This is a genomic window from Shewanella algidipiscicola (assembly GCF_003605125.1).
GTDB classification, from domain to species: Bacteria; Pseudomonadota; Gammaproteobacteria; order Enterobacterales; family Shewanellaceae; genus Shewanella; species Shewanella algidipiscicola.
Genome location: NZ_QPQT01000003.1, coordinates 191,175 through 216,403, shown reverse-complemented (window position 1 = coordinate 216,403; position 25,229 = coordinate 191,175). Strand labels below are relative to the sequence as shown.

The following is a 25,229-nucleotide window of genomic DNA, read 5'->3' as shown; positions in this document are numbered from 1 at the left end:
AAAACCACAATCATGCTATGAGTGTTGTCATTATACTAAAAAGCCATCGGTATTCGCGATGGCTTTTACACTAACAGAGTAATACTCTGAATAGATAAATCTATTATAATTGAGTGAGTTCCATCCACTCTTCATCGGATAATAGCTTATCTAAATCAACCAAAATCAGCAGTTCATTATCTCGATTACTGACGCCTTGAATAAACTTAGCGCTTTCTTCAGTGCCCACATTCGGCGCGTTGTCGATATCAGAAGCTCGAAGGTAGACCACTTCAGCAACGCTATCGACCAAAATACCAATCACTTGCTTTTCAGCTTCGATGATCACGATACGGGTAGAGTCATCTACATCAGATGAAGCCAAGCCAAAGCGTGAACGAGTATCGATAACAGTAACCACATTACCGCGTAAGTTAATGATACCCAATACGTAATGCGGTGCACCTGGTACCGGAGCAATTTCGGTATAGCGCAGCACTTCTTGAACCTGCATTACATTAATGCCGTAGGTTTCATTGTCTAAACGGAAAGTAACCCACTGCAACACTTCATCATCTTTACTTGCAGCCACTGCCGCGACGTTTCTTACATCTGCCATATAAACCTCAGTCAATAGAGTCCTGACTACTTAATCCTAAATTCAATAATTCAATCAATGCTTGCACATGTAATATGCCGCACATCTGCTCTTTCACTACGCCAGCTAACCATGGGCGTTTACCCGCTTTGGTGCGCCAGTTAACTTCCGATTTTAAAATTTTAACCGAGTTGACCAGCGATTCGCACGCCAATCCCCAATTACTGTTCTCTAGCAACACAATATATTGGTAATTAACCGATTGTGCTAGCTTGTCATCGTATTTTTCGGGCATCACCCAAGCACAGGTATCGACCACGTTGAGCTGCGAGTCCCGGTGCGCTTGGACACCATAATACCAATTAGGCCTCCCCATAATATGGTTAACCCGCTCAATTTTGACTATGCCACCTAAACTCACTAATGGAACGGCAAGGGTCAAACCAGCCACTTTAAAAAATAACACCTGAAATTGTTCATCTAAGGTGTCAATTAACGACTCCGTTATCCCAGGTGGCGTTGCGCCGGTTTGGGTTGGTGGCACAACAACTTGCTGAATATCTTTATCTTGTTGGCTGTCCAACTTAATACTAGTGGAAATTTCTAGCTTTTCTTTGATTTGTGGCGCAACCACCGATGGTTTTTTAGTTGCTATGGCCGCGACATCTTCGGCAAGCTTTATCTTAGGTTGGGTACTTAACTGCACCTTAGGCTCGGCCTGTGCGGTCACAAGTTGAGTCTCGATATCGCTCCCATGAGCTCCGGCAACTGGGGCTAGCAGTTGAGCTAACGATTTTTTATTCGCTTTGTGACTGGCAAACGAAACCCTTGCTGTCGTTTTCGGCTGCGTTAAGGCCGGTTTCACCTGCGGCGAAGAAGTAGATAGCTCCTCAAAGCTTGTTAACTTATCGGGTTGATTGGTTACCGTCGGCTTATTGCTGACTTCGCTGCTATCACTCACATCGTCCGCTAATAATAATGCAAAATAGTCTAATACCGCATCATCAGTTGAGTTTGACATGGGCAAACTCCTTACTGAACAAATAATCTAGCAAGCGATCATAGGCTTTTACTCCACGAGAGTGAGCCGCATAGTGCGATGCTGGAAGATGAGCTAAGCTCGCGTCTCTGAACTTGGTATCTATTGGAATGACATCTGGCCACAACGCAGCACCGTAATCGGTTTCTAGCTGTTGTAGTGCCGATGAGGACGCTTTAGTACGTCGGTCATACATAGTCGGAATAACAGTGTAGCTATATGTTATCTGTTTCGAACGCCCCATTAAAATCATGGTTTTCACCATTCTATCGAGGCCTTTTATCGCTAAAAACTCAGTTTGTACTGGCACCAATATATGCTCACTTGCAGCCAATGCATTGACCATCAATACCCCGAGAACCGGTGGGCAATCGATTAATACCGTATCGTAATCCTCGGCCACTAAAGCTAACAATTTTTTTAAGATAAGCCCCATACCTTCTTGATGACCTAAGGAGCGATCTAATGTGGCCAGTGCCATGGTTGCTGGCAGTAAGCTTATCCCCTCGACTTTAGTGGATACTATATGGCTAGATACCTGCGCTTTAGTCAGGGCTTTATGATTTAAAAACAGATCATATAAAGACGCAGACACCGCCTCAGAGTCAATACCCAGATAGTAGCCCAGTGATGCATGAGGATCGGTATCGACCATCAGCACACGCTGCTCACGCTTTGCTAACGCACCGGCAAGGCTTACTACCGTTGTCGTTTTACCGACACCACCCTTTTGGTTTGCTATGGTCCAGATCTTCAACAAAAACCCCTTTATATCGTCATATCGTCCAGCGTTGGCTAGTTTACTGACTTAATTATCATCACGCGTAGTCACTCTAATGCCACCATGGGGCAAGGTGATCACCTTAACACCATCTTTACTTTCTGGCAGCTCATCGGCTTGAATTTTGATAACGACGTCGCTATTTTCAGACCCATGCACTGCTGTCGTATTAGGTGGCGGCATAGTCAATGCCTTAACATTATTATCTAAGTGGGACGGCGGCGCAGCCCCGCCCATTTCCACCCGCACTTGCGAGCCTGGCTTAGCTTGATCGATAATCGACTGCGTCACCTTAGGGTTCGCAGCCATCCAATCGGCTAGAGGTTGCGCCTGCTCCTCGGGCACCATGAGCAGCACTTGGCTATTTTCAAGCTCTGTAATTTGAGCTTCTAATAAACTATTCTTGTGGCGCATATCGAAATACAGCGCCCCTGTAACCACAGTGCTCATGGTCAATAAAAATAACCACAACAAGAGTGTGGTACTGGGCTGTTGCTTAGCCACGCGCGCTCTCGGTCAAAATAGCTTCTGCCATATCATCAAGAGCTAAGGACTTACTCGATATACCCGCAGCGGTTACCGCTTGCGGCATACCGTAGACGACACAGCTGGCTTCATCTTGCGCCCAAATAGTCGCCCCCATATTTTTCAGCATTCGTGCCCCCTCGCGTCCATCGGCGCCCATACCAGTGAGAATAACGGCAAGCGCATCGCCACCCACTAACTTTGATGCCGAAGCAAACGTAATATCGACACAAGGTTTGTAATTCATATCGGCACTACCAGCGATAATTTTAATACGCCCATAAGCGCCACTGCGCTCAAGCATCATTTGCATGCCGCCTGGAGCTAAATAAGCACAACCAGCCCGTAGCTGATCACCATTTTCAGCCTCTTTAACATTAATGGCACAGAGGCCATTTAAGCGAGCAGCAAAGGCAGGAGTAAATGCCGCTGGCATGTGCTGTATCAGTAAAATCGGATGCGGATAACTCGCGGGTAATTTAGTTAAAATGCGCTGCAAAGCCACCGGGCCACCGGTTGATGTACCAATAAGCAATATCTTGTATTTTTTACCACTAGCGCGATGCGGTGTTTGGCTACGTAGTGAAGGCCTTACCGGTTGTACCACTTCTCGACCCGCCACGGCACCAGTCATATTCGGTCTAGTCGAAGGGCTCACTGGTGCAGGACGTGGGGCAATGGGTCGGTAAATTCGACGTCGACCCAAGGCTTTTATTCGCTGCTGTAGCAATAGAATGGCATCATCTTTATTAGTGGCGATATCTTCAAAACGTTTTGGAAGAAAGTCGAGCGCGCCAGCTTCTAACGCATCTAACGTCGCTTGAGCACCATCGTGAGTCAAAGAGGAAAACATCAAGATAGGTGTCGGGCACTTCGCCATGATCTGACGCACGGCCGTAATACCGTCCATCACGGGCATCTCGATATCCATGGTGATCACTTGAGGCTTGAGCTGTTCGGCCAGTTTAACCGCTTCAGCGCCATTAACGGCGGTACCTATGACTTCTAAATCAGGATCTTTGCTTACGATCTCACTGACTCTTCGACGAAAAAAGCTCGAATCATCGACAACTAATACTTTAATGGCCATTCAATTTCCTATCGACAGCATGCGTCTGTTAGTAATAAAGCGCGACCCCATTACGGTGTCACGCTTAGTTACAATCAGACTGTATTACCAAGGTTACTGCTTATTTTTAGCGTAATGCTTTAATAATCCTGGGACGTCTAAAATCAGTGCAATACCACCATCAGAGGTGATCGTCGCACCCGCCATTCCTGGCGTCCCATGAAGCAAGGTCCCTAGAGGTTTAATCACCACTTCTTCTTGACCGATCAAGGAGTCAACCACAAAACCTATCTGTATCGTACCCAACTGGACAATTACCACATGGCCATGCTTTTTATCACCATGTTTAAAACCGCTCATTTTCCTGTTAAGCCAATTTTCTAGATAGAATAGTGGCACCGCCTTTTCACGGACGATCACAGTCAACTGTCCATCAACCACATTGGTTTTGGTTAAATCAAGATGGAAAATTTCATTGACGCTCGATAACGGTAAGGCAAACACTTGTTGAGCAACTTCAACCATCAGCGTCGGCATAATCGCTAAGGTAAGAGGTACTTTAATCTCTAAACAAGTGCCCTTACCTTTAAAGGAATTAATATGCACAGTACCGTTAAGTTGGGTGATACGTGTCTTAACAACGTCCATCCCTACACCACGCCCTGAAATATCAGAGATCTCAACCTTAGTTGAAAAACCAGGTGCAAAAATCAGATTATATGCTTCTGAATCTGTCATGCGAGCTGCGGCATCTTCATCGAGCACGCCACGACTGATAGCGATTTGCTTGAGCTTATCGGGATCCATCCCTGCGCCATCATCCTCAATCTTGAGCAGGATATGATCCCCCTCTTGACTGGCTGACAAGGTAATGGTGCCGGTACGCGTTTTACCATTGGCTTCACGTTCATCGGGCATCTCAATGCCGTGGTCAACAGAGTTACGCACCAAGTGAACTAATGGGTCTGCCAGTGCCTCAACTAAGTTTTTATCCAGATCTGTGTCTTCACCTATCATGCGAAGATCGATCTCTTTGTTAAGCGTTCTGGCTAAATCTCGAACCACGCGCGGAAAACGACCAAATACTTTTTTGATCGGCTGCATACGGGTTTTCATGACCGCGCCTTGCAGATCGGCAGTCACCAAATCTAAGTTAGCTAAAGCTTTTGACATATCTTCGTCATCACGAGAAATACCAAGGCTAAGTAAACGATTTCGTACCAACACTAACTCACCGACCATGTTCATGATCTCATCGAGTCTGGCGGTATCTACCCGCACTGTGGTTTCTGCTTGTGGCGTATTCGCTGCAGGTGCTTTGGCTAATGGAGCTTTTTCTTTGACCACGGTTTTAGCAGAACTCGGAGCCGGCGCTGCGGGCTTGGGCGGTTCAGCCGCTTTTGCTGCAGGAGCAGCTACCGAGGAGACACCCGGACCTGCACCAGAGCCATGTAATTCGTCGAGTAACTTTTCAAATTCATCGTCACTAATTTCGTCGGCATCGACTGCTGAAGCAGGCGGTTCAGGCTCATTAGCAATTGGCGCCACTGGAGGCTTGAAGCTACCCGCGCCGTGTAATTCGTCGAGCAGCGATTCAAACTCATCATCGGTGATATCGTCACTAGCGCTACCTATGTCGTCAAAAGCAGATTCAGTCGCAGATGGCCCTTTATCAGAACCATGAAGTGCATCAAGCAAGGCTTCGAATTCAGATTCGTTGATTTCATCGATACTGCCATCGCCATCATTGCTTTCCCCCATATCCGTTGTTGCTTGCTCGCTCGAATCAAGCGGCTCAAACAGCGTAGCACCTTCGTTGCTTTGGGTATCGGGTTGCTCATCGACAATCGTTGCCACTGGCGTATCGGCAGACAATGCCACTTCGGACGCTAGCATACCGCCAGAACTTAACAGCTTCAGGTTAGCCAATAGAGTGTCATCGGCGGGACTTTGAGACTGTCCAGCTTTCGTCTCGGCAAACATCGAGTTAATTGCATCGACCGCCTGTAGAATAATATCCATAAGCTCAGCAGAGACGCTTCGTTTGCCTGTACGCAACAAATCAAAGGTGTTTTCTGCTTCATGGCAGACATCGACCATGGGAGTGAGACTTAAAAAGCCCGCTCCGCCTTTGACGGTATGAAATCCACGAAAAATGGCATTGAGCAGTTCGGTATCATCTGGATTATTTTCCAACATGACCAGCTGTTCAGATAACAGTTCGAGTATTTCTCCCGCCTCTATCAAAAAGTCCTGCAGTATCTCTTCATCAACATCAAACGACATTAATATGACTCCTACTTAGAAACCTAGACTCGACAGTAAGTCATCCACTTCATCTTGCCCAGTTACCACATCATCACGCAATTCTGCGTTCATAATCGGACCTTCGGCTTCGACACTCTTGGTTGATTTAAACGTCTGACTCGAGGCTGGTTGTTCACCAAACATGGTCAACATGGACACCAAATTATTTTCGACTTCACGCACTAACTCAATCACTCGGCGGATCATCTGCCCGGTAAGATCTTGGAAATCTTGAGCTAACAAAATATTGTTCAACAGCTCTTTCAAACGAGTTGAATCAGACTCACTGCGGTCGATAAACTGCTGCACATCGTGACATAAGGCTTTAAACTCATGCAGCTGGATATCTCGCTTCATTAAGCGATCCCACGTTGGTTTAACCGCTTTAATATTGGTGGTTAGTGCATCGGCGAGGGGTAATGACTCTTCAACCGCATCCATGGTTTTATTGGCCGCTTGCTCTGTCATCTCGATGACATAACTTAAGCGCTCTTTAGCATCAGGAATTTCACTGTTAGTCAGTTCAATCAAGCGATCATCGACCTGAAAATCGACAATGGCACTGTGAAGTTGACGTGTTAATCTACCGACTTCATCAAATAACTCTTTTTGAATCGGACTGGCAATGTCCCTTACGATATCGTCAGCTTTATCCTGCTCATTAGCCTCTAGCAATTCAACAAGTTGTTTTGCTTGTGCTAACGTGATCAGTCCTAAAGTATCTGCCTGCATAGCTCAACCTTAATTAACTGAGACGTTCAAAAATTTTGTCTAACTTCTCTTTTAATGTTGCTGCGGTAAAAGGCTTAACAACATAACCATTTACACCAGCTTGCGCCGCTGCGATGATCTGTTCCCTTTTTGCTTCCGCTGTCACCATTAACACCGGTAGGTGCTTAAGATTGTCATCTGCGCGAATGGCCTTTAGTAGGTCAATTCCTTGCATACCAGGCATGTTCCAGTCGGTTACGACAAAATCAAAATCGCCTTTCTGTAGCATAGGCAATGCCGTTGAACCGTCATCAGCTTCCTGAGTGTTGTTAAAACCCAAGTCTCTTAACAAGTTCTTGATGATACGCCTCATTGTTGAAAAGTCGTCAACGACGAGAATCTTCATATTCTTGTCCAAGGTTTCCTCCGCGGAGCTATTTTTATGTTGCTCATGTAATCGTTATATTTGGGTCCAATGCGTTAACTTAGCTTTTAATCTCAACATGGCCTGACTTAATATCTGGCTCACTCTCGACTCGCTAACGTCCAGCACGGCACCAATCTCTTTTAAATTTAATGCTTCGTCATAATATAATGACAAAACTAAACCATCTCTTTCTGGTAATAATTTAATCGCGTCAACCAAGGCTTGATGAAACTGAGTTTCGGCTAATGCATGGAATGCATCGTCTTGGTGATCGTCTTCCTGCCTTACTATATCGACCGAAACGCCCAGATCTTCAATACCAATTACTTTTCCGACAGACACATCGTTAAGAATGTGATGATATTCATCTAATGTCATGTCTAATCGGTCAGCAATTTCATTATCTTTAGCGTCACGGCCAAGTTCTTGTTCGAGCTCGTCAATCACTTGTGCAACACGGCGTTGATTGCGATGTACCGAACGCGGTACCCAATCGCCACGCCTTATTTCATCGAGCATCGAGCCCCTAATTCGAATTCCCGCAAAGGTTTCAAATTTGGCGCCTTTGCTGCCATCGAAATTTGACGATGCTTCAAGCAGACCCATCATACCTGCTTGTAATAGATCATCCAATTGAACAGATGCTGGCAAACGGGCTAATAAATGGTGGGCAATCCTTTTTACTAGCGGCGCATACTGTTCAACGATAGACGCTTTATTATCTAAACAGGTATACGCGGCCGCTTTACTCACTAGTGCGTTCCTCTTGCTGATCGTTACGTTGTATTAAGCGTTCAACAAAAAACTCTAAGTGACCACCCGGTTGCTGTGGGATAGGCCAACTGATGATTTTATTCGCTAGCCCATGATAAGCAATTGACGCAGGTGATTTGGGGAATGCCTCAACGATAAGCTTTTGCTTACGTACTGATTTTCGCAGGTTTTCATCGAATGGAATCGTGGCAACAAGCTCAAGAGCGACATCAAGAAAGCGATCGGTGACTTTGCTTAATTTAGCGAACAGCTCCATCCCTTCACGCAGGCTTCTGACCATATTGGCTACAATTTTAAAGCGGAACACACCGTGCTCGCGGCTTAGAATCTTAATTAAAGCATAAGCATCAGTAATCGACGTTGGCTCATCACATACCACTATGAGTACATCTTGCGATGCCCGTGAAAAGCTCAGCACCATGTCAGAAATACCGGCGGCGGTATCGACAATTAAAATATCAAATTGAGTCCGCATTTCGCTAAAGGCGCGGATTAGTCCAGCATGCTGGGCAGGAGAGAGCTCAACCATCGACTGTGAGCCCGACGTGGCGGGAATAATGCCTATGCCCTTAGGACCTCTAACGATCACATCATCAAGATCGGCATCGCCTGACAGCACATGGGATAAATTACGTTCAGCCCTTAGGCCTAACATCACATCGACATTCGCTAGGCCCAAGTCGGCATCGAGCACTAAGACACGTTTGCCCTTTTCAGCGAGCGAAACCGCGGTATTGATAGAGACACTGGTTTTACCCACGCCCCCTTTACCCCCGCTCACTGCAATTACTTTTACTTTTTCGTTATTTGGTTGATTCATCATTCGTAAACCGCTTGCTTGATCCCGACTCATTGTTTTACTCAAATGCATAGGCCTGTTGATGTGACCTTTCAGTTTGTTGTACAGGTTGCTCTTTCTTATCTAATACTGAAAGCGCCTTGTGTGCTAACGCGAGTGTATCTGCAACCTGCATATCTTCTGGAACTCGTTGGCCATCAGTGACATAACTTAATGGTAAACCACTTTGGATCAATACGCTCAAGGCTGGTGCTAAGGCGACCGACTCGTCCAGTTTGGTTAATACTACACCCGATAATGGGATTCTAGCGAACTGCTTCACCGCATCTTCTAGTACTCTTCTTTGACTCGTTGACGACAGTACCAGATAACTGCGTATAGGTAATCTGCTATTTGCCGTTAAATTGTCAAGTTGCTGGAATAAGCGTATATCTCGCTGCCCCATGCCAGCTGTATCTATCAATACTAGCTTGCGATTGCGCAGCTGATATAAAATTTGTTCCAACTCATTGAGATCATGAGCCTGCTTTACTGGACACCCCATTATTTTGCCATAGGTTGCCAGTTGCTCAAAGGCTCCAATGCGATAATGATCGGTTGTTATCAATGCAACTTGATCTGAACCATGGTGTGCAGCAAATCGAGCGGCTATTTTGGCAACACTGGTGGTTTTTCCGACACCCGTTGGCCCCACAAAAGCGACCACGCCACCTTGGCGCACAATATCATCACCTTGATTATCGAGCATGTTGGCTAAACTTCTCGGCAAGGTTTTGACTAATTCAGCTGGCGGATAATGTTCGCTTAATCTAGACAGTTTGGCTGCCACTTCGGCCGAAAACTCCGCCGCTAAGAGGCGGCTTTCAAGCATGGCACCAACAGGATCCTGGCGACTCTTTTGCTCGCTTAGTAGCGAAGTCACTTGATGGGTCAATAGGTTACGCAGTGATGCTAACTCTTCTCGCATTGAGTCAAGCTCTGCACTTGCAGGTGCCGGTTTATCTCGCTTTTGACCAAAGTGATGTTGACTCGCTTCTGCGCGTGCCGGCTTAGGGTCGTTGTTAGGCGCTTGTAACCCTTTAGCCCATTCGGGCATCTCTAACTCTTCATTGGTGCGACCAATCTGTTGATTGACACGACTTTGTTGACGCTCAAGCAGGGCTTGCAATGAATCGGCGGCGGGCGCAGGTTGTTTTTTTGACTCGGTCTTGATGGGTTGTCGGCCAATAGAGACTTTTTCATCGGCAAGATCCAGTAAGCTCGACGGCGCCAGATTCACCGAGGCTGAACTTGGGGTCTTCTTGGGCTCGTCATAATCGACAGCGGCGACAATCTCTATGCCACCGGTGACTTTTTTATTAGACATGATCACCGCATCAGAACCTAAGGTCTCTTTCACTTGGGCCAAAGCTGAGCGCATATCTTTTGCTAAAAAACGTTTAATTTTCACCTAAATACCCTCTACTGGCCGACCGCTGATACGATGCGTATTTGTTTTTCATCGGGCACTTCTTGATAGGAGATCACCCGTAAATTTGGAATCGTATGTTTAACGAATCTAGACAGCGTCGAACGTAACATTCCTGAGGTCAATAAAATAGCGGGTTCTCCCACCATCTCTTGACGTTGCGATGCATCGATAAGCGATTTCTGCATCCGCTCAGCTAGGCTAGGTTCGATATTCGGCCCATCGCCTCCTGTTGCTTGCATTGACTGATGCAACATCTGTTCCAACTCTGGCGCCAAAGTAATGACAGGAATTTCAGGCTCTGGGCCGCTGATCTCTTGAATGATCATGCGCTTCAAGGCGATACGCACCGCAGCGGTCAACACCTCAGTGTCATTACTCTTGGGCCCATATTCTAACAGGGTTTGTACTATGGTTTTCAAATCTCGAATAGACACGCCCTCGTTAAGCAAGTTTTGCATCACTTTTACCACAGTGCCCAGCGGCATGACATCGGGAATAAAACCATTAACTAACTTAGGTGAATGCTTAGCCAGCATATCCATTAACTGCTGTACCTCTTCATAACCTAACAACTTAGAAGCGTTATTGGTGAGCAATTGGCTAAGGTGCGTAGCAACCACTGTTGCCGCGTCAACCACGGTATAACCTAAGGTTTGTGCGTGCTCTCTCAGCTCGGGGGCTATCCAAACGGCCTCAAGCCCAAAGGCGGGATCCGTGGTTTCAACCCCATCGAGCTTGCCATACACTTGGCCTGGGTTAATCGCAAGTTCACAGTCATGGCGAATTTCAGCCTCACCCGACGCCACGCCCATCAAGGAGATGCGATAGGTGTTGGGCGATAAATCTAAATTGTCACGGATATGCACCGCCGGCACCAAGAAGCCTAATTCCTGTGACAGCTTCTTACGCACCCCTTTGATACGATTGAGTAATTCACCACCTTGGCCCTTATCGACCAAGGGGATTAGACGATAGCCAACCTCTAACCCTATGGTATCAACATGTTGCACATCATCCCAACTTAACTCTTTAGGCTTAGCATCGCCAGCAGGACTCGGGGAGGTTTTCGCTAGCTCTAACGCTCTTTGACGGTCGAGATCTTTTTTACGGTGAATATAATAGGCACCACCAGCAGTCAGTAAACCAAAGCTGAGAAAAGCAAAATGCGGCATGCCGGGCACTATCCCCATAATTAACAATACCGCGGCGGCAATACCTAAGGATTTAGGGCTGTCAAACATCTGCCCCATCACCATTTGACCCATGTCACCCGACTCATTTTGACGCGTCACCATTAACGCGGCGGCAATCGACAATAACAGGCCCGGGATCTGCGCCACCAAACCATCACCAATTGTCAGCAAGGTATAAATTTCTACAGCTGAGGAGAAATCTAGCCCGTGCTGCACCATACCAATGACAAAGCCGCCGAGAATGTTGATCACTAAAATCATGATGCCCGCAATTGCATCACCTTTTACAAATTTTGACGCACCATCCATTGCACCATAAAAGTCGGCTTCTTTAGTGACTTCAGCGCGGCGCAAGCGCGCCTGATCTTGGTTTAACACCCCAGCGTTTAAATCGGCATCGATAGCCATCTGTTTACCTGGCATCGCATCGAGGGTAAAACGGGCGCTCACTTCAGAAATACGCCCAGCACCTTTGGTGACCACGGCGAAGTTGATAATGATCAAGATAAGAAATACAACCAGACCAACAGCATAATTGCCGCCAATCACCACAGATCCGAACGCTTCAATTACTTTACCGGCGGCATCGCCACCATTATGGCCTTCGAGCAATACGATACGGGTCGAGGCCACGTTTAGCGCCAGTCGCAGCAAAGTAGCGACCAGCAATACCGTTGGAAAGGCTGCAAAGTCGAGCGGGCGATCAGAATAGATAGCCACTAAGAGCACCACCAAGGCCAAGGCAATATTGAACGAAAATAGGATATCGAGTAAGAATGCCGGCATCGGCAAGATGATCATCGCCAAGGCGGCGAGCACGAGTACAGGCGTGCCTATGCCCTTAAAGTTTGCCGGTTTAACCTGTTTTAGTTGACCTAATGTTGCTTTCAAATCCATCAATTTTAGCGCCTGAACTTTGACATCTGAACGGTTAACAGCAAAAAGCGCGCCAACCTACTTGCAGTCACCTAGCTACAGCAAACACCACGCTAATATTTCAGCTCATCGGGAATAGGCTGATTTAACGGCACGGGTGTGGGTCGCTTACCGCCTTTTTGTTGATATTGCTTCAACTGAAAGACATAGGCCAATACCTGAGCAACTGCGGTGAAGAGCCCTTCAGGGATCTCTTGCTCTATCTTAGTCGTATGATAAATCGCCCGTGCCAGCGGTGGCGCAGATACGATAGCCACCTCGTGCTCTCTGGCAATTTCACGTATCTTAAAGGCAACCTCATCGACCCCTTTAGCCAGCACATAGGGCACAGCGGCCTTAGTGACATCATATTTAATCGCCACCGCATAGTGATCAGGATTGACCACTATCACGTCGGCATTAGGGACTTCGGTCATCATGCGACGCTGCGCCATCTCACGCTGCATCTGCCGCACCCGCCCCTTAACTTCGGGTTGCCCTTCGGTATCTTTATATTCGTCTTTGATCTCTTGCTTAGTCATGCGCAGCTGTTTGCTGTGGTTCCAAATTTGAAACGGCACGTCGATAGCGACAATGATCACTGTCGATGAACATAAAATAATAAACATCCATATCAGCAGATCTAACGCATTATAAACATTACCCGGTAGGTGCCCTTGTGACAGAGTTAAGATATCGACGAAATAGTAATACAGTAAAAAGTACGCCATCATAGCGACCACAGAAAACTTTGCAATTCCCTTGGTTAATTCCACTAACGCTTGCACACCAAACATACGTTTAAAGCCGCTAACTGGGTTCATTTTGCTCGCTTTAGGCATAAAGGCTTTCACTGAAAAGGTGATCCCTCCGATAACGATGTTGCCCAAAAAGGCTACCACAGCCAAAAACACGATAAAAATCGCCATTGGCATTGCCAACTCACGCAGCACCAGCTCCCACACGTTGTACATGCTATTGGTATCGAAAATCGCCGCGCGCTCCATGGTGAACAGCTTTTTCATTACATTGATAAGCGCCACGCCTAAGTCAGGGCCCACTATGACAAACCCAAATGCCGCCGACATGAGCACCGCAGAAGTACCTAGCTCTTTTGAGCGGGCAACCTGGCCTTTATCACGCGCCTGTTGGCGCTTTCTGGAGGTGGCTTCTTCGGTTTTTTCTTGGCTAGAATCATTTTCTGCCATTAGAAGCTCCCATCAGCACGACACTGTAACTGCACCACATCACACAGCAATAACTGCGCCGAGCGCCAGACTTCATCGAAATGCGCCATAATGGGCGTTAAAGTAAGCCATAAAATCACCAAACCACCGACCATGGTAACCGGAAAGCCAATTGCAAAAATATTGAGTTGCGGTGAGGCGCGGGTCATGACCCCAAACGCTAAGTTAATCAATAGCAACGCCACAATCGCCGAAATAGACATGGTCAGCGCGGCGCCAAACATATAACTGCCCCACTCAGCCAGTTGACGGTAACTGGCGATAGAAATACCTTGATTCGATACGGGGATGGTGTCAAAGCTAGCGACCAGCATGCGGATCATCACGAGATGGCCGTCGATAGCAAGAAAAATCATAGTGGTTAGCAATAGAAAAAAGTTACCCACCACAGGTGTCTGCTGGCCGGAACTGGGATCCACCATTGAAGCGAAACCTAAGCTGGTTTGCATACCGATAATTTGGCCTGTTAACACAAACGTTTGCATGATTAACAAGGTAACAAATCCCATCGCCACACCGATCACTATCTGCTGCGCGGTGACAAATACAGCCGCTAATGAAAACAGTTCCACATCGGTATTAACGGGTAACACAGGAGCAATGGCAAAGGTTATTGCCACAGACAACAAGAGACGGATCCGCACTGAGGTGGTATTAGCGCCAAAAACAGCCATCACCATCAACATACTGGACACCCGGTAAAGCGGCCACATATAAGCGGAAATGGTTTCCATAATGGTGGACATTAATATTTCCATATTCGCCTCACCGCTTAACCAACTTCCGGGCGTAACCTAACCATACTCAACTGATCAGGGTTAAATATGGCAGAATAAACGGTCATGTTAGCCAACGACCATGGGGATCATGTCGACCATTTCAAAAAAGAACTCCATCATGGTTTGCACTAACAGATGTCCTAGAAACATTAGTGCCAACAAGGTCGTAAGCAGCCTAGGCAGAAAACTTAATGTCTGCTCATTTATCGATGTCGCCGCTTGGAATACCGCCACCACTAACCCGACCACTAAACCTGGCACAATGATCATCGACACTATGGTAACGATGACGGCCAAGGCTTCACGAAAGATATCAATCAGGGCTTCGGGTGACATAGGTGCTCCTAAATCCCAAAACTATTGGCTAAGGTGCCCATCACTAGACTCCAACCATCAACCAACACAAACAACATGATTTTAAAAGGCAGCGATACAATCATCGGCGACAACATCATCATCCCCATGGCCATTAAGATACTGGCGACCACTAAGTCGAGAACCAAGAATGGCACAAATAACATAAAACCAATCTGAAAAGCGGTTTTTAACTCACTGGTAATAAATGCGGGGATTAACACGCTCATGGGCGCATCTTCTGGGGTATCAATGTTTTGGTAACCCGAGATCTCGACAAAGGTTTGCAGATCAGTCAGGCGAGTTTGTGACAGCATAAAGGCTTTCAGTGGCGCTTTACCCGTCTCAAACGCCTGCTCTATGGTGAGGGTTTCATCCATGTAAGGCTGTACGGCATTAGCGTAAATCTTGTCAAATACCGGTGCCATAATGAAGAAAGTCATAAACAGACTCATGCCAATCAGTACCTGATTTGACGGGGTTTGCTGCAGACCAATCGCTTGGCGTAGTATCGATAACACCACAATAATGCGCGTAAAAGAGGTCAGCATTATCACCATCGCGGGTAAAAAGCTCAGTGCGGTCATTAACAACAATATCTGCATAGTTACAGAATATTGCGTGGCGCCGTCGGCCCCTGTCGTGACCGTTACCGCGGGTAAAATACCCTCTTGCGCCCACGCTAACTGAGGCAGTAATAAGGCGCTAATTAAGCTAACGAGGAGGATAATCCGTTTCATAATTGTGATGATTTAGCTTGACGTAATCGGCTGGCAAAAGAGTCTTGTGATACTGTCACAGGCGTCTCAAGTTTATCGATAAGGGTCACCTGATGACTGGTCACGCCCAACAGATATTGCTGCCCTTCAACCTCCACTAAAACCATTTTCTCCTTTTGGCCTAATGGGGTAACTGCCACCGTCTTAAGCACTCCATGGCTGGTAGGCACTAACTTGAGGCGCTTCACCACATAAGCCAATAAAAAGATCAGCACGATAACGAGAATAAGCCCACCAAGCATATTCGCCATGGTATTTAATGCCGGTTCTCGCTCTGCTGTAGCCTGTGTTGCGGTGCTGGTTATTGCACTTGCCATCATTGGCATCGATAATGACATTCCCATTAACCTTGCCTCACTTAAGCTTTTTAATGCGTTCGGTTTGGCTAATGACGTCGGTCAATCGAATACCAAATTTATCATTGACCACAACCACTTCGCCGTGGGCAACTAAGGTGCCGTTGACCATAACATCTAAGGGTTCACCAGCGACACGGTCTAACTCAACCACCGAGCCTTGGTTCAACTGCAGCAAGTTACGGATATTAATAAAACTGCGCCCCACTTCCATCGAGATGGTCACAGGAATATCCATAATGGTATCGAGTTTGGCCGCTTCCTCTTCGGTTAGCGGTTTAGAACTGTCGGCTAATTCTTCTAATTCAACTGCTTGAGCTTCTTCAATCGCCTGCTCAGCCATTGCTGCAGCCCAATCATCACCTGTATCTTCTGTGCTCATCACTTTTTACCTTTAAAACTCAAATAATGGTTAACTAACCTAAACTCGGATTAACTAGATATTACCAATCTCTCGTGCCTTACCCTTTTTGGTCACTAGCTGTAATTCGCTTTTCACCGTTTCAGGCCGTGGGATTTTTTCCCGAATATTTAAGGCTAAATTTTCTCTTGAACGCCCAAGTTTACAACGATAAGTCGGCAAGTCTTCGACCCGCATGACTATGTGCTCAGGCATTTCAATAGGAATAATATCGCCCGCCTTTAAGCTCAGTACGCTCTTCAAGGACATCTCTTTTTCGACAATCGTGGCATCGATGCCCACTTTGACGTCCATGATTTCATCTTTTAAGGCTTGCGACCAGCGCATGTCTGTGTCTTGGGTATCACTTTGTACACCCGCATCAAGCAACTCGCGAATCGGCTCTATCATCGAGTAAGGCATGGTAATATGAAAATCGCCCCCACCTCCGTCGACTTCGATATGAAACGAACTCACCACCACCACTTCGGTAGGGCTAACAATGTTGGCCATCGCGGGGTTCACTTCAGAGTCAAGATAATCAAACTCGACATCCATGACAGGTGCCCAAGCTTCTTTATAATCTTCGAAGATAATTTTAAGCAGCAGTTGCACGATACGCCGTTCGGTGGGGGTAAATTCTCGCCCCTCAATCTTGGCATGAAAACGGCCATCACCACCAAAGAAGTTATCCACCAAAATAAACACCAGACGGGCTTCCATGGTGATCAAGGCGGTACCTTTTAGTGGGCTAAAACGCACCATATTAAGGCTAGTGGGCACAAATAGGGTATGCACATATTCACCAAACTTGAGCATCTGCACGCCATTAATCGACACTTCTGCCGCACGGCGCATCATATTAAACATGCTGATGCGTAAATGGCGCGCAAAACGTTCGTTAACGATCTCAAGGGTCGGCATCCGGCCACGGACAATACGATCTTGAGAAGAAAAGTCATAGGATCGCGCATCTAGCTCGTTATCACTTGCCTCATCTTCATCAACGTCATCGACACCATGTAATAACGCATCGATTTCGTCTTGGCTTAATAGATCACTCACAATATTGCCCTACCTGGTTAATCAAGATTGCCGCTAGCATCACTGCATTACAAATCCAGTAAAGAGTACCCGTTCGACCACTTTACGCCCGGTCACAGGCTGCAATGTGTTTTGCACATTCAGCAGTGCCAGTTGTCGTAGCTCATCTTTACCCGCTAACGAACTTAACTTTTGCACATTGGCACTACTAAAAGTCGTTAAAAGCGCATCTTCGATTAATGGAATGTGTTTCTTCAGTAACACATCATCGTCAGCGCCTCGCACCATTAACTGCACTTTTATCTCGACTATACGTGCACGGTTTTGCCCTGGCAGGTTGAATAGAAACGGCCGAGGCATGCCGACATAAAACGCTTCACCACTATTAGCGGGAGCGACTTGTTCTACAGAGGTATCATCAATCGGTTCATTATCGGATGAGTCACTCGTCCCCAATAACAACCATAACGCGATGACCACACCAAGGAGAACGACAAGTCCTACAGAGGCAAAAATAATCAGCTTCTTTTTGCTTTTGAGCGGCGCATTCTGTTCCAGTTGTAACGATTCTTCTTCTGCCATGTTTATTTCCTATCACACGCCACTTTTTAAGCGCCTACACTAAGTGGAGGAATCAATAACCCTATAGGTTACCTGCTTATGCGTAATAATCTATACCTGAGCGGTAACTTGTTGCATTATTCGCGGCCAATAAGCTTTCATCTGTTGATATTTCATCCACATCCGATGCTGAGGTGCCATTTTGATGGCCTGAGCCATCGGCTTCACCTTGCTCTCGGCCACCACCGCCTTGCGACACATTACTGTCTGTCAACTGCATTCCTTGTTCGGCCAGCATCTCACGTAAGCGTGGGATCGCCTGTTCGACCAGATCTTTGGTCTGATGTTGCATCACCTGAAACTGCACTTGGGTCTGATCGCCCTGTACTTGAATACGCACCATCATCTGCCCAAGCTCTGGCGGGTCGAGTCGGATCTCTGCATGTTGCACCCCTTGGCTGACCATAGCGATCAATTGTTGCCGCATGACCGGGGAAAACTTTTGAATCATCTCCTGCATCTGCTGTGCAGGCTCACCTTGCGGTCGAATGGAGACTTGATACTGGGCTGGTGCCTCGGCTCGCGCAAAAGGAGTCGATGTCATGGTCGATGATGTGGGCTTTAACTCGTTAACGCCATTGTCGGCGATATCACCCTTTGCGGCCATAGTGACCATTAACTTAGCATTTTTAAGCTCATTGCCAGCACTTGCATTAGCGTCCGCTTGAGCTTGCACTTTGGCGGTTATTTGCCCGGCGGCGTCAGGTTTAAGCTCTGGAGAAACGCCAGATTGAGCTCCACCCAAACTCGATTTAGCATCGTCGCCGCCCATCTTAGCCCCAAGACTGTTAGCACCGAGACCATGGTTAACCGCCCCCTGCGCGGCTAAAAACGTGTTGGCCTGCTCGACTAAGGCATTAAAAGCAGTACTGTTACCCTGCTGCGATCCCTCCATTAACGCCGCCATCATTTGCGGCGGCAATTGCGCTAACTGTGCCTGACTCAGGCCAGTTTGACTCTCAAGCACCTCTAGTTGGGATTGAGTTAGGCTAGCTAACAGCTCGTCGGTACTCGTCTCACTTGACAGCTTCAGCTCTGAGCCTAATTCTGCATCGGGTGGCAATGGCACGCCGCCGTCGGCAAGTTCCTGGTTTTCCGCTAACTGTGTCGCCCAGTTAATTTGCGCCAACACATTGGCGACGTCATTATCCTCGTCTTGTTGCTCATCCGCTGCCACGACCTGTTGAGTGTCATGCGTTATCTTATCGGCTTCAGAAGGGCCTTGGGTTTTATGACTTGAGCCATTATCGGCTGACGCTTGCGCTAACGCCGTCGAAAAGTCGTTATTTTTCGAGCTGTTAGCACTAGATTTGTTGGGTTGCAAACCTAATTTATCGCCTGCGGTATCCGCTTTAGATAACAGCACGCTATTCATTTGTGGCATAAATCCTCCAACACTGTTACGCGTAACACGCGGCGCTTATGTCACGCTTTTAGTGTCAATTATTCGGTCGTACTGCCGATAAGAAATTAGTATTTTGATAAACAATGCAAATAAAGCGCCAACTGTTAAGTTATTGCCTTGTCTGATGATTATTTTTAATGAAGAGCAATATTGCGGCGACTGAGGCACCTAACGTTGAGGTTTTCTAAAAAATTGCTGAGAGGCAAACTCATCAATCATCTTTTGTTCTTGCTTTAATTCGGCAAGTTGCCGCTTATGCGCCTTGCGCTCAAGTAGCAGCTCCACCGCTTTACGCTTTTGCTGTTTAACTTGCCACGCTTGCTGGCCAATTTGACGCTGTTTATCTGACTCATTGACGGCAAAATGTTGTTTAGTGATCGCCTCATCAATTTGACGGATAAACTGATGAAACTGATGATAATTACTTGCACTTATCACCTGTCCCTGTTGCTGCTCCATCTGTTTCATGTAATCGAGACGGTACTGTTGTAATGCGCTTAGTTGCTGCTGGCATTTTTGCAGCACCATCTGCGCAGAGCGCAGCTGCAGTGACGCTTGCTCTTCGGCGTCGAGCGCCAATTTAAGCACGGTATCGAGTGGATCATGTTTTGCCATCACATCCTCTATATCATCAAACGAGGGCATCTATCGCATACAGGGATAATCGCTACCCCTGACATTGGGCACTCAGTTGGCCTAACATCAAGGCGCAACTGTCAAAGCTGAGCGACTCTTTCATCGTTTGACGTAAAAAAGCGTTCATTGCCGGTTGCAGGCGAATGGCGTTATCGATACGCGGATCGCTGCCCTGGGTATAAGCACCAATCGAGATCAAGTCACGGTTTTGTTGATATAAGGAGTACATCTGTTTAACTCGGCGAGTGGCTTCTAAGTGGGCTTCACTGATCACCATAGGCGCCACACGGCTAATGGATGCCTCGACATCGATAGCAGGGTAATGGCCCGAATCGGCCAAGGCACGTGATAGCACAATATGACCGTCGAGGATCGCTCGCGCCGAGTCGGCTATAGGATCTTGTAAGTCATCACCTTCGGTGAGCACAGTATAAAACGCGGTGATCGAACCTTGTCCAACACCACCATTACCGGCCCGTTCCACTAACTTAGGTAACTTGGCAAACACCGAGGGCGGATAGCCCTTGGTGGCTGGTGGCTCACCGACGGCCAGTGCAATTTCACGTTGCGCCTGCGCATAACGAGTCAGACTGTCCATTAACAGTAAGACGTTATAGCCCAAATCGCGAAAATACTCGGCGATACGGGTCGATGTTTCACAGGCGCGCAGCCGCATTAACGGTGAGGTATCGGCAGGGGCGGCCACCACCACAGAGCGGGCTCGCCCCTCTTCACCTAAGATCTCTTCGATAAACTCTTTCACCTCACGGCCACGTTCGCCAACTAAGCCTACGACAATGATATCGGCGGTAGTCCCACGGGTCATCATACCCAACAGCACACTTTTACCGACGCCAGAGCCGGCAAACAGCCCCATACGTTGTCCCTTACCGACGGTCAGCATCGCATTGATGGCGCGTACGCCAACATCGAGCGGCTCGGTGATCGCCCGCCGTGCCAATGGATTAATGGGCGCGGCATGACGCGGGGCTTTTTGGTCGGTATGCAGATGGCCTAAGCCATCGAGTGGCGCACCGTTACCATCGAGCACTCGTCCCAGTAAGGACAGGCCCACATTGAGCCCAGCCTGCGCACCCAATGGCGTAACTTTAGCGCCGGGCATCACGCCTCTGAGCTCTTCAACAGGCATTAAATACAGTAGTTTATCGTCAAAACCGACCACCTCGGCAATAAGGTCACCGGCCATGGTCGCAATACTGCACAAACTGCCTACCGATGCACGGCAACCGGTGGCCTCCAGCGTCAAGCCCACCACCCTAACCAGTTGACCACTGGCATCAGGCATAAACGGATTGACGTTATGATTATGCTGTTTAAATTTATTCAGCAGTTGGTGTTGTCGTGTCTGCATCTGCTTGGCCTTGGCTATCACGCGTATCATCATGGGGCGTCGCGGCATCCGCCTCTGAGGTGGATTGTCCTTCGGGTGCAGATACCTGACTCACCGCCTCACCCGCCTGCTTAGCCAACACCTGCTGCTGTTGCAGCTTCTGTTGTTCTAAGTGACTTTCGCTGTGGACTAAGTTTTCAAATACCGCCTTAATGCGGCTTTCAAGCCCCATGTCGACACGGCTTCTATCATTACTGATGATGCACTCGCCGCGGCGCAGTGACGGATCGGACTCTATCTCCCAGCGATTTTTTTGCAGTTGGGCACTGCCATATAACTGCTCAACCAAGGTGACGTCTTCTGGGTGCAAACGCACATTGACGCCTTGCTCTTTTAGCGGAAGGGCGTCAATACCTTGGCGAAGGGCGGCCAAGACATGTTCAGGGTGCACCTGCAGCTCATGGCCTATTACCGCCTTGGCTAAGGTCATGCTGAGATTTACCAGAGATTGCTCAATTTCGGTATCGAGTAGCGATAAAGGTGCCACTAATTGCTGCATTAAGGCTTCAAATTGCTGAACTTGTTGCTGCGCCTGAGTCAAGCCGTGCTGGTAACCTTGCTCTTCGCCTTGGCTGAAGCCTTCTTGATGGCCTTGTTCTAACCCACTGAGGCGGCCTTTTTCTAAGCCCTCTTGATAGCCTTGTTGCTGGCCTTGTTCAAACCCTTCGGTTTCGGCTTCGGCGCGAATAGTTTCGATTTCGGCAAGCGTCGGCGGCAACACCTGCTGTTCGACTTCTACCGCCTCTTTTACCTGAGTTGTGCGACCAAAGAGATTCTCCTTGGGCGTCTTGTCGACCACAGTCACATCGGGCAACTGCCAGTGACTAAAGTCAGCCTTATCTTTGGCCGTTGAGCGATCGTCGGTATTACTCATTATAGGAACTCATCGCCACCGCCACCGCCGAGAATGATCTCACCAGCATCACTTAAACGACGGGCAATAGACAAAATTTCTTTTTGCGCCATCTCCACTTCGCTGATGCGAATAGGCCCCATGGCTTCCAAATCATCGTTAAGAATTTCAGCGGCACGTTTGGACATATTGCGTAATATTTTCTCTTTTAGTTGATCATCAGCGCCTTTAAGGGCTTTCATCAACACATCTTGCTGCACTTCACGCAGTAAGGTTTGAATACCAATATCATCAACATCGGAGAGGTTTTCAAACACAAACATCAAGTCTTGGATCTGCTGGGCTAACTCTTCATCGGATTCACGCAGGGTTTCCATCAACTGACTTTCAACTCCGGTATCGAGGTAGTTCATGATGCTGGCTGCGGCTTTGAGCCCGCCCATCTTGGCTGCTTGCGCGCCGCCCTGGCCAGCAAACTGTTTCTCCATGATATCATTAAGTTCTTGCAGCGCTGCAGGTTGCACTTCTTCTAGGTTAGCAATACGCATCATCAAATCTAAACGAGTATTTTCTGGTGCTTGAGCAAAAATTTCCGCCGCTTGATCCGGCTCAAGATATGATAAGACAATGGTTTGGATTTGCGGGTGTTCATTTTGAATAATGGTGGCAACCTGTCTGGCGTCCATCCATTTTAATGACTCAAGTCCGCGCGCTCCGCCGCCCATGATGATCTGTTCAATCAGGTTGCCTGCTTTGTCTTCACCTAAGGCTGCCGTCAAGGCTTTGCGCACAAACTCCTCACTGTTAAAGCCAATAGAAGAGTATTTCTGCACCTCTTCTAAAAACAGTTTGTGTACCCCAATCACTTTACTTTGGCCAAAGTCTTTCATGGCAGCCATCGACATGCCGACTTTTTGCACTTGCTTAGGCTCTAAGTGTTTTAAAATGGAGGCTGCATCAGCTTCACTCAAACTGAGTAATAAAATCGCTGTTTTCTCAATGCCGCTCAGATCATCAACATTGAACTCGGCGGCATTACCTTTGATTGCAATATCTTTATCATTACTCATTTTCTTGTAACCAACCTTTGACTACTTGGGTGGACAGTTCCGGTTCGTTCGCCACTAGGGCGCGGATGGCCTTGATCATATCATCATCTTTATGCAGATCCGGTATCAAAATTGAACCATCATCAGCATAACTGTATTCGGCATCAGGGCGATTTAACATGCCCAAGGTGTCGGCGGCATACTGATCTTCAATTTCTGCAAGCTCTCCCCCTAGCATTGGATCGTCTGGCATCTTATCGGCATCGGGGTAGATAAGCCGTTTTAACATAGGCCGCACGACAAAGAGGATCAAGGCCAGAATGATAAGTCCACCCATTACTAGCTTAACCGCGCGCCAAAACCAAGGTTGCTCCCACATTTCCAGAGCAGGTGCATCTTCAATCAACTGATCCATAAAGGGAACCGTAACCAGTTCAATCATGTCACCACGCTGAGTATTAAAGCCCACGGCACCTTCGAGTAGCCGACGAATATTGGCCAGCTCCTGCTCTGTGCGCGCCACACGTTGCACTTGCCCATCGGCGCCAGCAGGACCGGTTTTAAAGTCAATGGCGACCGATACACTGACGCGCCTAACCACGCCAATTTGCTGACGGGTATGGCTAATGGTGGTGTCGAGCTCATAGTTGCGGGTGGCTTCTTTGTGACTCGAGCCAGGAACAGTACGCTCTTGTTGGTTATCCAACGCATTTTCAGGAATGTTCGACTCCATTGGCGGTTGGTTCGTCAGGGCGCCTGGAATGCCGCCCGTAGTCGAGCCCACCGATTGGTTTTCAACAGTCATTTCACTGCGCATGGCAGGCAAGTCAGGATTAAAGCGTTTCGCGGTCTGCTCAACGGCAGTAAAGTCCATATTCACATCGACCTGAGCGGTAAAGTTTTCTGGGCCGAGAATAGGCATCAATATCGACTCAATCTTATTACGATATTCTGACTCTTTTTGCTGTACTAGCTCTTGCTCTCGCCTGGCCCGCGCCGATACTGCGTCTTGACTGCCCGAATTGAGTAAACGACCATTAGAGTCTGTAACCGTGACGCGTGTGGGCTCAAGGCCGTGTACCGCAGAGGCGACGATATCGACAATCGAGTCAATCTCCTCTTGGCCTAATCCGCCTCGGCGAGTACTGATGACCACGGTTGCGGTTGGGGTTGAACGATTTCGAGCAAAAACATTTTCTTTGGGGATGGCCAAAATCACTTTAGCGCGGCTGACACTCTTAAGCTCTTCGATAGTACGGGCGAGGTTTTGCTCTTGGCTATGTTTTAAGCGCGCTTGTTCCATGCGTTGACTGACGCCGAAGCCACTGTCCTGAGACAGGTAGTCATTTTTTGTCGCCGAGTTGTCAATACCTTCACGACTGAGCATCATTTTAACTTCTTGGTATTGATCCTCTGGCACTTTTAACACATCGACATCAATTTGGTAGTCAACTTTATTTTTATCTAGCACATCGAGGACTTGTACCATCTCCTCGGTGTTCATTTTGCCCAAAGGGCGATATTCAGGCTCTTGCGCCCACAACATGACAAACACAGCCAAGGCTAAACAGATCGCCAGCGCTAAGATCATGGTCACTTGACGTAGCATGTCGACGCCGCCAAAAGCACCACCACTGGGTTTGTGCTCTTCTTGGACCCCACCGGCTAACATGTCGTCTGCAGTAGAGTTTGTTCCCACTACCATAT

Annotated in this window: 26 protein-coding genes; all 26 read right to left on the bottom strand. The window is 47.7% G+C overall.

The window, feature by feature from the left end; all coding sequences use genetic code 11:
- Positions 1-103: 103 nt before the first annotated feature.
- A complete protein-coding gene (locus DVO77_RS04640; RefSeq protein ID WP_110456347.1) occupies positions 104-598 on the bottom strand; it encodes a chemotaxis protein CheW in 495 nt (164 codons plus the stop codon).
- Between the two features lie 7 nt (positions 599-605).
- Complete coding sequence (locus tag DVO77_RS04635) at positions 606-1,598, bottom strand: chemotaxis protein CheW (protein WP_119977503.1); 993 nt, start codon at positions 1,596-1,598, stop codon at positions 606-608.
- Positions 1,582-2,373: a ParA family protein gene (locus DVO77_RS04630; RefSeq protein WP_119977502.1), complete on the bottom strand. Its 792-nt coding sequence runs from the start codon at positions 2,371-2,373 to the stop codon at positions 1,582-1,584. The genes DVO77_RS04635 and DVO77_RS04630 overlap by 17 nt, the downstream gene beginning before the upstream one ends.
- A gap of 51 nt (positions 2,374-2,424) precedes the next feature.
- Positions 2,425-2,901, bottom strand: a complete 477-nt coding sequence (locus tag DVO77_RS04625; protein WP_119977501.1) for a membrane anchored protein in chemotaxis locus — start codon at positions 2,899-2,901, stop codon at positions 2,425-2,427.
- Positions 2,894-4,012 carry a protein-glutamate methylesterase/protein-glutamine glutaminase gene (locus DVO77_RS04620; protein WP_119977500.1) on the bottom strand — a complete coding sequence of 373 codons (1,119 nt, stop codon included), beginning with the start codon at positions 4,010-4,012 and terminating at the stop codon, positions 2,894-2,896. Before DVO77_RS04620 ends, DVO77_RS04625 begins: the two co-directional genes overlap by 8 nt.
- A 93-nt stretch (positions 4,013-4,105) precedes the next feature.
- The gene (locus DVO77_RS04615; RefSeq protein ID WP_119977499.1) at positions 4,106-6,277 is read right to left on the bottom strand and encodes a chemotaxis protein CheA; all 2,172 of its coding nucleotides are present in this window, start codon (positions 6,275-6,277) and stop codon (positions 4,106-4,108) included.
- Between the two features lie 15 nt (positions 6,278-6,292).
- Positions 6,293-7,030 (bottom strand): protein phosphatase CheZ, encoded by a 738-nt coding sequence (locus DVO77_RS04610; protein ID WP_119977498.1) that lies wholly within the window; start codon positions 7,028-7,030, stop codon positions 6,293-6,295.
- A gap of 13 nt (positions 7,031-7,043) precedes the next feature.
- Positions 7,044-7,427 (bottom strand): chemotaxis response regulator CheY, encoded by a 384-nt coding sequence (gene cheY / locus DVO77_RS04605; RefSeq protein ID WP_119977497.1) that lies wholly within the window; start codon positions 7,425-7,427, stop codon positions 7,044-7,046.
- A gap of 42 nt (positions 7,428-7,469) precedes the next feature.
- Positions 7,470-8,189 carry an RNA polymerase sigma factor FliA gene (locus tag DVO77_RS04600; protein WP_119977496.1) on the bottom strand — a complete coding sequence of 240 codons (720 nt, stop codon included), beginning with the start codon at positions 8,187-8,189 and terminating at the stop codon, positions 7,470-7,472.
- Positions 8,182-9,063, bottom strand: coding sequence for a MinD/ParA family protein (locus DVO77_RS04595; protein ID WP_119977495.1), 882 nt, complete (start codon positions 9,061-9,063; stop codon positions 8,182-8,184). The genes DVO77_RS04600 and DVO77_RS04595 overlap by 8 nt, the downstream gene beginning before the upstream one ends.
- Before the next feature lie 4 nt (positions 9,064-9,067).
- Positions 9,068-10,459, bottom strand: a complete 1,392-nt coding sequence (flhF, locus tag DVO77_RS04590) for a flagellar biosynthesis GTPase FlhF (RefSeq protein ID WP_119977494.1) — start codon at positions 10,457-10,459, stop codon at positions 9,068-9,070.
- An 11-nt stretch (positions 10,460-10,470) separates the two neighbouring features.
- Positions 10,471-12,570 (bottom strand): flagellar biosynthesis protein FlhA, encoded by a 2,100-nt coding sequence (gene flhA / locus DVO77_RS04585; protein WP_119977493.1) that lies wholly within the window; start codon positions 12,568-12,570, stop codon positions 10,471-10,473.
- 92 nt (positions 12,571-12,662) lie between these two features.
- Positions 12,663-13,796: a flagellar biosynthesis protein FlhB gene (gene flhB, locus DVO77_RS04580; protein WP_110456358.1), complete on the bottom strand. Its 1,134-nt coding sequence runs from the start codon at positions 13,794-13,796 to the stop codon at positions 12,663-12,665.
- Entirely contained in the window at positions 13,796-14,593 is a 798-nt protein-coding gene (gene fliR / locus DVO77_RS04575; RefSeq protein ID WP_110456359.1) for a flagellar biosynthetic protein FliR, read from the bottom strand. The genes flhB and fliR overlap by 1 nt, the downstream gene beginning before the upstream one ends.
- A gap of 87 nt (positions 14,594-14,680) precedes the next feature.
- Positions 14,681-14,950, bottom strand: a complete 270-nt coding sequence (fliQ, locus tag DVO77_RS04570; protein WP_110456360.1) for a flagellar biosynthesis protein FliQ — start codon at positions 14,948-14,950, stop codon at positions 14,681-14,683.
- Positions 14,951-14,958: 8 nt separating this feature from the next.
- On the bottom strand, positions 14,959-15,708 hold the full coding sequence (gene fliP, locus DVO77_RS04565; RefSeq protein WP_373317388.1) for a flagellar type III secretion system pore protein FliP: 750 nt from the start codon (positions 15,706-15,708) through the stop codon (positions 14,959-14,961).
- On the bottom strand, positions 15,705-16,085 hold the full coding sequence (fliO, locus tag DVO77_RS04560) for a flagellar biosynthetic protein FliO (protein ID WP_373317389.1): 381 nt from the start codon (positions 16,083-16,085) through the stop codon (positions 15,705-15,707). The genes fliP and fliO overlap by 4 nt, the downstream gene beginning before the upstream one ends.
- 16 nt (positions 16,086-16,101) lie before the next feature.
- Complete coding sequence (gene fliN, locus DVO77_RS04555; RefSeq protein WP_119977492.1) at positions 16,102-16,485, bottom strand: flagellar motor switch protein FliN; 384 nt, start codon at positions 16,483-16,485, stop codon at positions 16,102-16,104.
- A 54-nt stretch (positions 16,486-16,539) separates the two neighbouring features.
- Positions 16,540-17,568, bottom strand: a complete 1,029-nt coding sequence (gene fliM / locus DVO77_RS04550; RefSeq protein ID WP_119977491.1) for a flagellar motor switch protein FliM — start codon at positions 17,566-17,568, stop codon at positions 16,540-16,542.
- 39 nt (positions 17,569-17,607) lie between these two features.
- Positions 17,608-18,129: a flagellar basal body-associated protein FliL gene (gene fliL / locus DVO77_RS04545; protein WP_119977490.1), complete on the bottom strand. Its 522-nt coding sequence runs from the start codon at positions 18,127-18,129 to the stop codon at positions 17,608-17,610.
- A gap of 76 nt (positions 18,130-18,205) precedes the next feature.
- Positions 18,206-19,552, bottom strand: a complete 1,347-nt coding sequence (locus DVO77_RS04540) for a flagellar hook-length control protein FliK (RefSeq protein ID WP_119977489.1) — start codon at positions 19,550-19,552, stop codon at positions 18,206-18,208.
- Between the two features lie 189 nt (positions 19,553-19,741).
- Positions 19,742-20,188 (bottom strand): flagellar export protein FliJ, encoded by a 447-nt coding sequence (gene fliJ / locus DVO77_RS04535; RefSeq protein ID WP_110456789.1) that lies wholly within the window; start codon positions 20,186-20,188, stop codon positions 19,742-19,744.
- A gap of 52 nt (positions 20,189-20,240) precedes the next feature.
- Entirely contained in the window at positions 20,241-21,581 is a 1,341-nt protein-coding gene (fliI, locus tag DVO77_RS04530; RefSeq protein ID WP_110456367.1) for a flagellar protein export ATPase FliI, read from the bottom strand.
- The gene (gene fliH, locus DVO77_RS04525) at positions 21,550-22,494 is read right to left on the bottom strand and encodes a flagellar assembly protein FliH (protein ID WP_119977488.1); all 945 of its coding nucleotides are present in this window, start codon (positions 22,492-22,494) and stop codon (positions 21,550-21,552) included. The genes fliI and fliH overlap by 32 nt, the downstream gene beginning before the upstream one ends.
- A complete protein-coding gene (gene fliG, locus DVO77_RS04520) occupies positions 22,494-23,543 on the bottom strand; it encodes a flagellar motor switch protein FliG (RefSeq protein WP_110456369.1) in 1,050 nt (349 codons plus the stop codon). The genes fliH and fliG overlap by 1 nt, the downstream gene beginning before the upstream one ends.
- Positions 23,536-25,227 carry a flagellar basal-body MS-ring/collar protein FliF gene (gene fliF / locus DVO77_RS04515; protein WP_162924148.1) on the bottom strand — a complete coding sequence of 564 codons (1,692 nt, stop codon included), beginning with the start codon at positions 25,225-25,227 and terminating at the stop codon, positions 23,536-23,538. Before fliF ends, fliG begins: the two co-directional genes overlap by 8 nt.
- Positions 25,228-25,229 lie beyond the last annotated feature (2 nt).

Excerpts from the sequence above, each read along its gene's own strand:
- DVO77_RS04640 (WP_110456347.1), bottom strand. The coding sequence starts at position 598 with ATGGCAGATGTAAGAAACGTCGCGGCAGTGGCTGCAAGTAAAGATGAT.
- DVO77_RS04635 (WP_119977503.1), bottom strand. The coding sequence starts at position 1,598 with ATGTCAAACTCAACTGATGATGCGGTATTAGACTATTTTGCATTATTA.
- DVO77_RS04620 (WP_119977500.1), bottom strand. The coding sequence starts at position 4,012 with ATGGCCATTAAAGTATTAGTTGTCGATGATTCGAGCTTTTTTCGTCGA.
- DVO77_RS04615 (WP_119977499.1), bottom strand. The coding sequence starts at position 6,277 with ATGTCGTTTGATGTTGATGAAGAGATACTGCAGGACTTTTTGATAGAG.
- DVO77_RS04610 (WP_119977498.1), bottom strand. The coding sequence starts at position 7,030 with ATGCAGGCAGATACTTTAGGACTGATCACGTTAGCACAAGCAAAACAA.
- DVO77_RS04595 (WP_119977495.1), bottom strand. The coding sequence starts at position 9,063 with ATGAGTCGGGATCAAGCAAGCGGTTTACGAATGATGAATCAACCAAAT.
- flhA (WP_119977493.1), bottom strand. The coding sequence starts at position 12,570 with ATGGATTTGAAAGCAACATTAGGTCAACTAAAACAGGTTAAACCGGCA.
- flhB (WP_110456358.1), bottom strand. The coding sequence starts at position 13,796 with ATGGCAGAAAATGATTCTAGCCAAGAAAAAACCGAAGAAGCCACCTCC.
- fliR (WP_110456359.1), bottom strand. The coding sequence starts at position 14,593 with ATGGAAATATTAATGTCCACCATTATGGAAACCATTTCCGCTTATATG.
- fliQ (WP_110456360.1), bottom strand. The coding sequence starts at position 14,950 with ATGTCACCCGAAGCCCTGATTGATATCTTTCGTGAAGCCTTGGCCGTC.
- fliP (WP_373317388.1), bottom strand. The coding sequence starts at position 15,708 with ATGAAACGGATTATCCTCCTCGTTAGCTTAATTAGCGCCTTATTACTG.
- fliO (WP_373317389.1), bottom strand. The coding sequence starts at position 16,085 with ATGTCATTATCGATGCCAATGATGGCAAGTGCAATAACCAGCACCGCA.
- fliN (WP_119977492.1), bottom strand. The coding sequence starts at position 16,485 with ATGAGCACAGAAGATACAGGTGATGATTGGGCTGCAGCAATGGCTGAG.
- fliL (WP_119977490.1), bottom strand. The coding sequence starts at position 18,129 with ATGGCAGAAGAAGAATCGTTACAACTGGAACAGAATGCGCCGCTCAAA.
- DVO77_RS04540 (WP_119977489.1), bottom strand. The coding sequence starts at position 19,552 with ATGCCACAAATGAATAGCGTGCTGTTATCTAAAGCGGATACCGCAGGC.
- fliJ (WP_110456789.1), bottom strand. The coding sequence starts at position 20,188 with ATGGCAAAACATGATCCACTCGATACCGTGCTTAAATTGGCGCTCGAC.
- fliI (WP_110456367.1), bottom strand. The coding sequence starts at position 21,581 with ATGCAGACACGACAACACCAACTGCTGAATAAATTTAAACAGCATAAT.
- fliH (WP_119977488.1), bottom strand. The coding sequence starts at position 22,494 with ATGAGTAATACCGACGATCGCTCAACGGCCAAAGATAAGGCTGACTTT.
- fliG (WP_110456369.1), bottom strand. The coding sequence starts at position 23,543 with ATGAGTAATGATAAAGATATTGCAATCAAAGGTAATGCCGCCGAGTTC.
- fliF (WP_162924148.1), bottom strand. The coding sequence starts at position 25,227 with ATGGTAGTGGGAACAAACTCTACTGCAGACGACATGTTAGCCGGTGGG.